Raw genomic sequence first — 10,045 nt, 5'->3', positions numbered from 1 at the left:
AGGGAGCGTGAGAGTGGCACGGACGCGGAGGCCGGCAGCGTGTGCGTTGCCGCCCAGCGCGCCGATCGCGACTCGGAACACACCCTGCTCACCGCCCTCGCCCAACTCCACACGGCTGGAATCGCGGTGAGCTGGGATTCGTTGTTCGCGGGCGCGCAGAGGGTCGATCTGCCGACGTATGCGTTCCAGCGGCAGCGGTACTGGGTGAAGACTTCTCCGTTGCGCGCGGGGGACCTGCCGGCGGTGGGCCTGGGGACGGTCGGGCACCCGCTGCTGGGTGCTGCCGTGACGTTGGCTGACTCCCACCAGGTGCTTCTTACTGGTCGGTTGTCGTTGTCGTCGCATCCGTGGCTTGCGGATCATGCGGTGTTGGGTTCGGTGTTGTTGCCGGGGACGGCGTTTGTTGAGTTGGCGGTGCGGGCTGGTGATCAGGTCGGGTGTGATCTGGTGGAGGAGCTGGCTCTGGAGGCGCCGTTGGTATTGCCGGAGTCGGGTGGTGTGGCGCTTCAGGTGAGTGTGGAGGCGCCTGATGGCTCGGACCGTCGGTCGGTGAGCGTCTACTCGCGGCCGGAGGACGATGTCGAGGGTGCGTGGACGCGGCACGCCACGGGCGTGCTGACGCGAGGTGGCGGCGCGGAGGTTGAGTCCGCTGATCTCGATGTGTGGCCGCCGACGGAGGCGTCGGTGGTCGATGTTGAAGGGGCGTATGAGGCCCTGGCGGGTGCGGGGTACGGCTATGGGCCGGTGTTTCGAGGGCTGCGTTCGGTGTGGCGTGAAGGTGGCGCCGGCGGTGCGGTGTGGGCTGAGGTGGTCTTGCCTGAAGGCGTCGAGGGTGTCGAGGGGTTCGGTGTGCATCCCGCGCTGTTGGACGCGGCGTTGCACGCAGCTCGTGTGAGTGGCTTGTTGGAGCCGGACCAGGACGAGGGACGCCCGCGGTTGCCGTTCGCGTGGTCCGGGGTTCGGGTGCACGCGATGGGTGCCACTCGGGTGCGGGTTCGCCTGACCGCGCTGGGCAGCGACACCATGTCGGTGCATGTCGCCGATGAGACCGGCGCGCCGGTCGCCACCGTCGACACGCTGACGGTGCGTGCCGTCGCATCTGAGCAGTTGCGATCGGCACGTGAGTCCGGGGCGCTGTTCGACGTGCACTGGGAGCCCGCCGGAATGCCGCAGGCGCAGGTTGCCGCGGACAACTGGGTTGGCCTCTCCGCTTCCCGCCTGCGGTCGGATGGTGATGCCGGGACCCGTGCCGATGCCGTGCCCGCGCCGGGAGCAAGCATCCGAGGCCTGGCCACCTGGTACGAGAACGTGCCGGCGCTGGCCGCGGCCCTCGCCGAGGGCGCCCCGGTGCCGGACGTGGTGGTCGCCGAAGCGACCGGCGGGAGTGCCGAGGAGGCGGTGGTCTCCGCACTCGACATGGTGCAGGCATGGCTGGCCGAAGACCGCTTCGCCCGGTCGCGGCTGGTCGTGGTCACCAGGGGCGCGGTGGGCGTCGCGCCCCACGACACGGCGGAGGGGCCGGCACAGGCCGGAGTGTGGGGTCTGCTCCGATCGGCGCAGGCTGAGCATCCGGGCCGGTTCGTACTGGTCGATCAGGACCACGATGCGGACCTGGAAGCCGATGTGCTGGCCGGAGTGCTCGCCGGCGACGAGTCGCAGGTTGCCCTGCGCGACGGTGCGGCCTACGTGCCGCGACTGCGCCGCCCGGCCGCGGCGCAGGCCCAGGCCCAGGCCCGGGACACGCACGCCCACGACGCCCAGTCCGACGAGGCTCAGGCCCGAGGCGCAAGGACCGCGGCGGAGTCCTCCTCCTGGGATGCCGAGGGCACGGTGCTCATCACCGGTGGTACGGGTTCGCTGGGTGGTCTGCTGGCCCGGCACCTGGTCGCCGAACATGGCGTACGACACCTGCTGTTGATCAGCCGACGGGGTGTGCAAGCCCCGGGAGCCGACGAACTGGTGGCCGAGTTGACCGGCAACGGCGCCCGGGTACGGGTGGCCGCGTGCGACGTCGCGGACCGCGAGGCGTTGGCCGAGGTGCTGGCCGCCGTCCCGGCCGACCATCCGCTCACCGCCGTGATCCACGCCGCAGGTGTGCTGGACGACGGCATCGTCGAGTCACTGACGCCCGAGCGGATCCGTACCGTACTGCGCCCCAAGGCCGACGCCGCCTGGCACCTGCACGAGCTCACCCGCGACCGAGAGCTCGACGCCTTCGTGCTGTTCTCCTCGGCCGCCGGCGTGCTCGGCGCGTCCGGACAGGGCAACTACGCGGCGGCCAACGCCTGCCTCGACGCCCTGGCCACGTACCGGCGCGCCCAGGGCCTGCCCGCGACCTCACTCGCCTGGGGTCTGTGGGAGCAGGCGGACGGCATGACTGCGCACTTGGCGGAGGCCGAGACGGCCCGCAAGTCCCGGGCCTCGATCCGGGCGCTGTCCACCGAGGACGGACTCGCCCTGTTCGACACGGCCCTCACCCGGAGTGCACCGGTCCAAGCGCCCATCCGCTTCGACTTCGCGGGACTGCGGCAGCGGGCCGCCTCCGCCGGGCTGCCACCAATGCTGCGCGGCCTGGTGACCACGCCGGCCCGCCGCACCGCGCAGTCCGGAGGAGGCGCCGGGGGCCAGGAACTGAGGAGCCGGCTGACCGGCCTGACGAAGGCCGAGCAGCAGCGTGCCGTGCTCGACCTGGTCCGCTCCCACGTCGCCAAGCTGCTCGGGCACAGCTCGGCGGACGCGGTCGGCTCCGGCCGGCTGTTCAGCGAGCTCGGCTTCGACTCGCTGACCGCGATCGAGCTGCGCAATCAGCTGGGCGCGGCGACCGGCGGTCTGCGACTGCCCGCGACCTTGATCTTCGACTACCCGACGCCGGCCGCGCTGGCCGAGTACCTGCGGGGCGAGATGCTCGGCGATGCGGCGGCAGACGCGGCGCAGGCCGCCGAGGCCGTGCAGGCGGCGGCACCGTCCACCGTTTCCGCGCACGAGCCGATCGCGATCGTCGCGATGGCCTGCCGCTACCCGGGCGGTGTGACCACTCCCGAGCAGCTGTGGCAGCTGGTGGCCACGGACGGCGACGGAATCTCCACCTTTCCCACCGACCGTGACTGGGACCTGGGCAGGCTGTTCGGTACCGGCCCGGACAACCCCGGTCGCAGCAACACCCGCGAGGGCGGCTTCGTCTACGACGCGGCGGAGTTCGACGCCGCGTTCTTCGGGGTCTCGCCGCGCGAGGCGACGGCGATGGACCCCCAGCAGCGGCTGCTGCTCCAAAGCTCGTGGGAGGTCATGGAACGGGCCGGGATCGACCCGACCTCGTTGCGCGGCAGCCGTACCGGCGTCTTCGCCGGCCTGATGTACCACGACTACGCGTCGCGGCTCAAGACCGTTCCCGACGAGGTCGGCGGATACGTCGGCACCGGCAACTCCGGCAGCATCGTCTCCGGCCGCATCGCCTACACCTTCGGCTTCGAGGGCCCTGCGGTGACGGTGGACACCGCGTGCTCGTCCTCGCTGGTGGCGCTGCACCTGGCGGCGCAGGCGCTGCGCAGTGGTGAGTGCTCGCTGGCCCTGGCCGGCGGGGTCACCGTGCTGGCCAGCCCGGAGGTGTTCGTCGAGTTCTCGCGGCAGAACGGTCTCGCGCCCGACGGCCGTTGCAAGGCCTTCGCCGATACAGCGGACGGCACGGGCTGGGGCGAGGGCGTCGGCGTGCTCCTGCTGGAGCGGTTGTCCGATGCCCAGCGCAACGGGCATCAAGTCCTTGCCGTGTTGCGGGGGTCGGCGGTGAACCAGGATGGTGCGTCGAACGGTCTGACGGCGCCCAATGGCCCGTCGCAGCAGCGCGTGATCCGCCAGGCGCTGGCCAATGCGCGGCTGGTGGCTGCCGATGTGGATGTGGTCGAGGGGCACGGTACGGGCACCAGGCTGGGCGATCCGATCGAGGCGCAGGCGCTGCTGGCCACGTATGGGCGGGAGCGGCCCGAGGACCGGCCGTTGTGGCTGGGGTCGGTCAAGTCGAATATCGGGCATACGCAGGCTGCTGCGGGTGTGGCCGGTGTGATCAAGATGGTGCAGGCGATGCGGCACGGCGTGCTGCCGAAGACCCTGTATGCCGAGGAGCCCTCCGCCCACGTGGACTGGTCGGCCGGCGCGGTGCAGTTGCTGACCGAGCCCCGGCCGTGGCCCGAGGCGGACCGGCGGCCCCGCCGGGCGGGCGTGTCCTCCTTCGGCATCAGCGGCACCAACGCCCACGTGGTCATCGAGGAGCCGCCCACGGCGGACGAGCCCAGCTCGCACGAGTCGGTGCCCGCCTCCGCGAGCCCGCGAGCCATCGAGGCGACAAAGGCCGAAGCAGTGAAGGCCGAGAACACCAGGGTGGACGCCGCCGGCGCCGCGGACGTCACAGACGATGGCAGCACCGAAGTCGCGCTGCCCTGGGTGGTGTCCGCGAAGTCCGAGACCGCGCTGCGGGCGCAAGCGCAGCAACTGCACGGCTACCTCGAGCAGCGGCCCGAGTCGTCCCCCGCGGACGTGGGCTTCTCCTTGGCCACCACCCGCGCCGGGCTCGACCATCGGGCCGCCGTGGTCGCCGCCGGCCGTGACGATCTGTTGCGAGGCCTCTCGGCCATCGCTGACGGCCACGCCTCGGCCGAGGTCGTCCGCGGCGTCACGGTGGGGGATAGGGGCAGGCTAGGGGTGTTGTTCTCCGGCCAAGGTTCGCAGTATTCAGGCATGGGCCGTGAACTGTGGGAACAATTCCCGGTGTTCGCGGAGGCGTTCGACGCGGTCTGCGACCACCTCGACCGAAGCATGAAGCACTCGGCGCGCGAGGTGGTGTGGGGTCAGGACCAGGAGGAGCTGAACCAGACCGTGCATGCCCAGGCGGGCTTGTTCGCGGTCGAGGTGGCGCTGTTCCGGCTGCTGGAGTCGTTTGGGCTGGCCCCGGATGTGCTGATCGGCCACTCGGTGGGCGAGCTGGCGGCGGCACATGTGGCCGGAGTGCTCTCCCTGGAGGACGCGTGCACACTGGTCGCCGCACGGGGCCGGCTGATGCAGGAACTGCCCGAGGGCGGCGCGATGCTGGCCGTCCAGGCGAGCGAGGAAGAGATCACGCCACTGCTGGGAGCGTCGGTGGCACTGGCGGCCGTCAACGGGCCCCTTTCGGTCGTGGTCTCCGGTGACACCGACGCCGTCGAGGCCGTAGCGCAATGGGCTCGGCAACAGGGCCGCAAGACGAACCGGCTGCGTGTCTCGCACGCCTTCCACTCCCCCCGCATGGAGGGAATGCTGGAGGAGTTCGCCCAGGCCGCCGAGAAACTGCAATACCGGGCCCCGGCGATTCCCGTGATCTCCACCCTCACCGGCGAGGCCGCCTCCGAAGAAGAGCTGTGCTCCCCCGCCTACTGGGTGCGGCAGGTGCGGCAGACCGTGCGCTTCGCGGACGCCGTGCGTACCGCCGCCGACCAGGGCGTGACCCAGTTCATCGAGGCCGGTCCCGAAGGAGTGCTCGCAGCGCAGGCCGGCGCAGTGCTGGCCGAACACGACGGCCAGATCACCGCCGTGGCCGCCCAGCGTGCGGGCCGCAACGGCGGACAGACGCTCATGACCGCCGTCGCGCACCTGCATGCCGCCGGGGCGGCCGTCGACTGGGACACGGTGTTCGCGCCCTACCGGCCGCAGCGCGTGGAACTGCCCACCTACGCCTTCCAACGACAGCGCTACTGGCTCGAGGCCGCCACTCCGGCCTCCGCACAAGCCGACGCCCTGGCCCCCGACGCGGTCGAGTCCCGGTTCTGGGAAGCGGTGGAAAGCGAGAACCTGGAAGACCTCGCGCGCACACTGCGCGTCGACGACGACCAGAACCTGCGCCCCCTGCTGGCCACCCTCGCCCCCTGGCGCAGGAACCAGCGCACGCGGTCCACCGTCGACGGATGGCGCTACCGCGTCCGCTGGGCGCCCCTCGACGAAGACGCCGAGGCCACCGAGGACACCACCCCGCCGGCGCTGGACGGCACCTGGCTGCTGGTGGCCTCCCCGGACTCCAGGCAGGAAGGCCTCGTCGAACAACTGGCCGCAATGCTGGGCAGGCACGGCGCCGACGTCACCACCATGGACATCGACCCCGCGGAGACCACCGGCACCCTGGCCGATCGGCTGCGGTCGGCCACCGAGGACGCGTCCGGCTCCCATGGAGCCTCCCTCGGCGGCGTGCTGTCGCTGCTGGCTCTGGACGGCGGACAACACCCTGCACATCCCGAGCTGCCCAACGGCACCGCGCTGACCTGCGCACTTGTAGGCGCTCTCGACCAAGTCGGCAGCACGGCGCCGCTGTGGTGCCTGACCCGGGGCGCGGTGTCGGTGGGTGCCGACGGCAACGAGCCGGACACCGTGCCGCACCCGGAACAGGCCCTCGTCTGGGGGCTCGGGCGCGTCGTCGCACTCGAACACCCGCGACTCTGGGGCGGCCTCGTCGACCTGCCCGCCACCTTTGACGACGCGGCGGAGGACCGGCTCGGCCGACTGCTCGCCGGCGCCGGCAACGGCAATGATGGCGGTTACGGTGACGAGGACCAGGTCGCCGTGCGTCCTGACGGAGCGTTCGCACGCCGACTCGACCGGGCACCTGCACAGCCGACCGCGACAGCCCGGCCGTGGGAGCCGCGGGGCACCGTACTGATCACCGGCGGCCTCGGCGCCCTGGGAGCACACGTCGCCCGCTGGGCGGCCGCGAACGGCGCCGAGCATCTTGTGCTCACCAGCCGCCGCGGCGAGGACAGCCCCGGGGCCGCGGCACTGCGCGAGGAACTGACCGGGCTTGGCGCGGAGGTCAGCTTCGCCGCCTGCAACGTCGCCGACCGGCAGGCCGTACGCGCACTGCTCGACGCCGTCCCGGCGGACCGCCCGCTGACCGCCGTCGTCCACGCCGCCGGTGTCAGCCAGTCCACCCCACTCGTCGACACCAGCCCGGCCGACTTCGCCGGCGTGATCGGCGGCAAGGTCGAGGGAGCACGTCATCTGCACGAGCTGCTCGGCGACCGGGACCTCGACGCCTTCGTTCTGTTCTCCTCGGTCGCCGGGACGTGGGGCAGCGGCGGACAAGGCGGTTACGCCGCCGCCAACGCCTACCTCGACGCCCTGGCCGAACAACGCCGAGCCCGGGGACTCGCCGCCACAGCCGTGGCCTGGGGGCCATGGGCGGAAGGCGGCATGGTCGCCGACCCCGCCGCCGAAGCGTCGCTGCGCAAGCGCGGACTGGTCACCATCGAACCGGAGCTGGCCATCCAGGCCCTCACCCAGGTCGTCGCCGAGGGCGAGGCCGTGACCACCGTCGCCGACGTGGACTGGACGGTTTTCGCCCCGCTGTTCACCCTGACCCGGCCCGCCCCCCTCATCAAGGAGCTGACCGGCCGGGCCGAGGAGACCGGCGCCACCGGGACCGCCACCAGCACGTCCGCCGAAGCCGCCGGCGGGGAGACCACGCCCGCCGCCGAGCTGCGGCAGCGGCTGAACGGCGTCCCGGAGAGCGAGCGCGAGCGCGCCGTACTGGACGTCATCCGAGCCGAAACCGCAGCCGTCCTTGGACATGTGGCAGCCGATGAGGTCGACGTCCGGCGCGGATTCCTGGAGATGGGCATGGACTCGCTGGGATCGGTGCAACTCCGCAACCGACTGCGCGAGCTCGTCGACGTCCAGCTCCCCGCGACCGTCACCTTCGACTACCCGACACCGACCAAGCTGGCCGGCTACCTGTGCGAGGAAGTCACCGACGGCACCAGCACGGTGGATCTGCTGCTCGCGGACCTGGACCGATTGGAGTCCGGACTTTCCGGGCTGCCCGACGACGAACTGGCACGGTCCCGCATCAACCTGCGGCTCCAAGGGCTGATGGCGAAGTGGAAGCAACCTGAAGAAACCGCGGACGCCGAAGACGCGCACCGCGACTTGGCATCGGCGACCGCCGATGAGCTGTTCGACCTCATCCAAGAGGAATTCGGAAAGTCTTGATCAGGCCAGGCCCAGGGGGTCGGCAGCTGGAACATGGGGGTATCGCTGTGGTGCGTGAGCAGAAACTTCTGGACAACCTCAAGTGGGTGACGGCCGAACTCCGGCAGGCCAAGCACCGCCTGGCGGAGCTGGAGTCGACCGAGCGGGAAGAGCGGGAAGACATCGCGATCGTCGCGATGAGCTGCCGCTACCCCGGCGGCGTCGCATCACCCGAGGACCTGTGGCGGCTCGTGCACGACGGCGGGGACGGCGTGAGCGCCTTCCCGGCCGACCGCGGCTGGCAGGCACCGGACGGCACGGGAAGCACGGGCGGCGAGGCCGGAGGCTTCGCCACCGACCAGGGCGGCTTCCTGCACGACGCCGCCGATTTCGACCCCGCGTTCTTCGGCATTGCGCCCCGCGAGGCCCTGGCGATGGATCCGCAGCAGCGGCTGCTGCTGGAGACCTCGTGGGAGGCGGTCGAGCGGGCGGGCATCGACCCGGGAACGCTACGCGGCAGCCGCACCGGGGTGTTCGTCGGCTCCAACAACCGCGACTACGTCGCGCTGTTGAACCGCTCCACCCAGGACCTCGGCGGCTTCATCGCCACGGGCATCTCCGCCAGCGTCTTTTCCGGGCGCATCGCCTACACCCTCGGCTTCGAAGGACCCGCACTGACGGTGGACACCGCGTGTTCGTCGTCGCTGGTGTCCATGCACCTTGCAGCCCAGTCACTGCAGAAGGGCGAGTGCTCGCTGGCGCTCGCGGGCGGTGTGACCGTGATGGCCACCCCGATCGGCTTCGCCGAGTTCACCCGGCAGAACGGCCTCGCGGCCGACGGCCGCTGCAAGGCCTTCGCCGATACGGCGGACGGCACAGGCTGGGGCGAGGGCGTCGGCATGCTGCTGCTGGAGCGGCTGTCGGACGCCCGCCGCAACGGGCACCCGGTGCTGGCGGTGATGCGGGGATCCGCCGTCAACCAGGACGGCGCGAGCACCGGCCTGACGGCCCCCAACGGCCCGGCCCAGCAGCGCGTGATCCTCCAAGCTCTGCTGGACGCACGACTGTCGACCACCGACGTGGATGTCGTCGAGGCGCACGGTACGGGTACCAAGCTGGGTGATCCGATCGAGGCGCAGGCGCTGCTGGCCACGTACGGGCAGGGGCGCGACGAGGACCGGCCGCTGTGGCTGGGGTCGGTCAAGTCGAATATCGGGCACACGCAGGCTGCTGCGGGCGTGGCCGGTGTGATCAAGATGGTCGAGGCGATGCGGCACGGCATGCTGCCGAAGACGCTGCACGTGGACGAGCCGTCCACGCACGTGAACTGGTCGGCCGGCGCCGTGAACCTGCTGACGGAAACTCAGTTGTGGCCTGAGACGGGTCGGGTGCGTCGGGCGGCGGTGTCGTCGTTCGGTATCAGTGGCACGAATGCGCATGTGATTTTGGAGCAGCCTCCGGTTGTGGAGGAGGAGTCTGCCGCCGGTGGGGTGGGCTCGGTTGTTCCTGCTGGTGGGGCGGTGTCGTGGGTGGTGTCGGCGAAGTCCGAGGCCGGGCTGCGGGCGCAGGCTGGGCGGCTGCACAGCTTCTTGACGGAGCAGTCGAATCCGCTGTCACCGCTCGATGTGGGCTTCTCCCTGGCGACGACCCGCGCGGGGCTCGACCATCGTGCGGCCATTGTCGCGGCCGATTATGAGGGCTCGCTACGGGGCCTGGCCGCGCTCGCCGAGGGTGCTCCCGCAGGTGACGTGGTGCGGGGAGAGGTTGCTGCTGGTGCTGGCCGGGTGGGGGTGTTGTTCTCGGGTCAGGGTGCGCAGCGGTTGGGTATGGGGCGGGAGTTGTACGACCGTTTCCCTGTTTTCGCGGATGCTTTTGATGGTGTGTGTGGGGAGTTGGAGCGGGCGTTGGGTTCGTCCGTGCGTGGGGTGGTGTGGGGTGAGGACCAGGATGCGCTGAACCAGACGGTGAATGCGCAGGCGGGTTTGTTTGCGGTTGAGGTGTCGTTGTTCCGGTTGCTGGAGTCTTTTGGTGTCGCGCCGGATGTGTTGATTGGTCATTCGGTGGG

General features: G+C 71.0%; 2 protein-coding genes. Both read left to right on the top strand.

What is annotated here, in order from left to right:
- Positions 1-39: 39 nt before the first annotated feature.
- The gene (locus AB0D04_RS41175) at positions 40-8,001 is read left to right on the top strand and encodes a type I polyketide synthase (protein WP_362712535.1); all 7,962 of its coding nucleotides are present in this window, start codon (positions 40-42) and stop codon (positions 7,999-8,001) included.
- Positions 8,002-8,048: 47 nt separating this feature from the next.
- On the top strand, positions 8,049-10,045 hold a 1,997-nt coding region (locus AB0D04_RS41170; protein ID WP_362712534.1), incomplete at its 3' end, for a type I polyketide synthase.

The sequence above is a fragment of the Streptomyces sp. NPDC048483 genome (genome assembly GCF_040651455.1).
Classification (GTDB): Bacteria; Actinomycetota; Actinomycetes; order Streptomycetales; family Streptomycetaceae; genus Streptomyces.
Note: the sequence above shows the minus strand (reverse complement) of the source record. Positions and strands in the feature narration are given on the sequence as shown.